1 pseudogene is annotated in these 234 nt (G+C 63.7%); it reads right to left on the reverse strand.

The annotated features are described in order from the left end of the window. Positions 1–234 (reverse strand): annotated as a pseudogene (locus AC0608_RS13900) (hypothetical protein); the annotation flags it as partial.

Below are 234 nucleotides of genomic sequence, written 5' to 3' on the forward strand. Positions count from 1 at the left end.
TGGCGACCCTGGTGAAGAACTGGACCGTGGTCGCCATCACTTCACGCATGGTCGGGCGGTGCGTGCGGTTGGCGAACTCTTCGGTTTCCTGCAGGTTGCGACGCAGGATGAAGATGAACGGGATGATCACGCAGCCCAGGGCGAACGGAATGCGCCAGCCCCAATCGGCCACCACCGCAGGTTCCATCCACACGTTCAGGCCGTAGCCCAGTGCGGCGGCGACCACGATGGAGA

The organism is Flavobacterium sp. GNP008 (assembly GCF_056428965.1).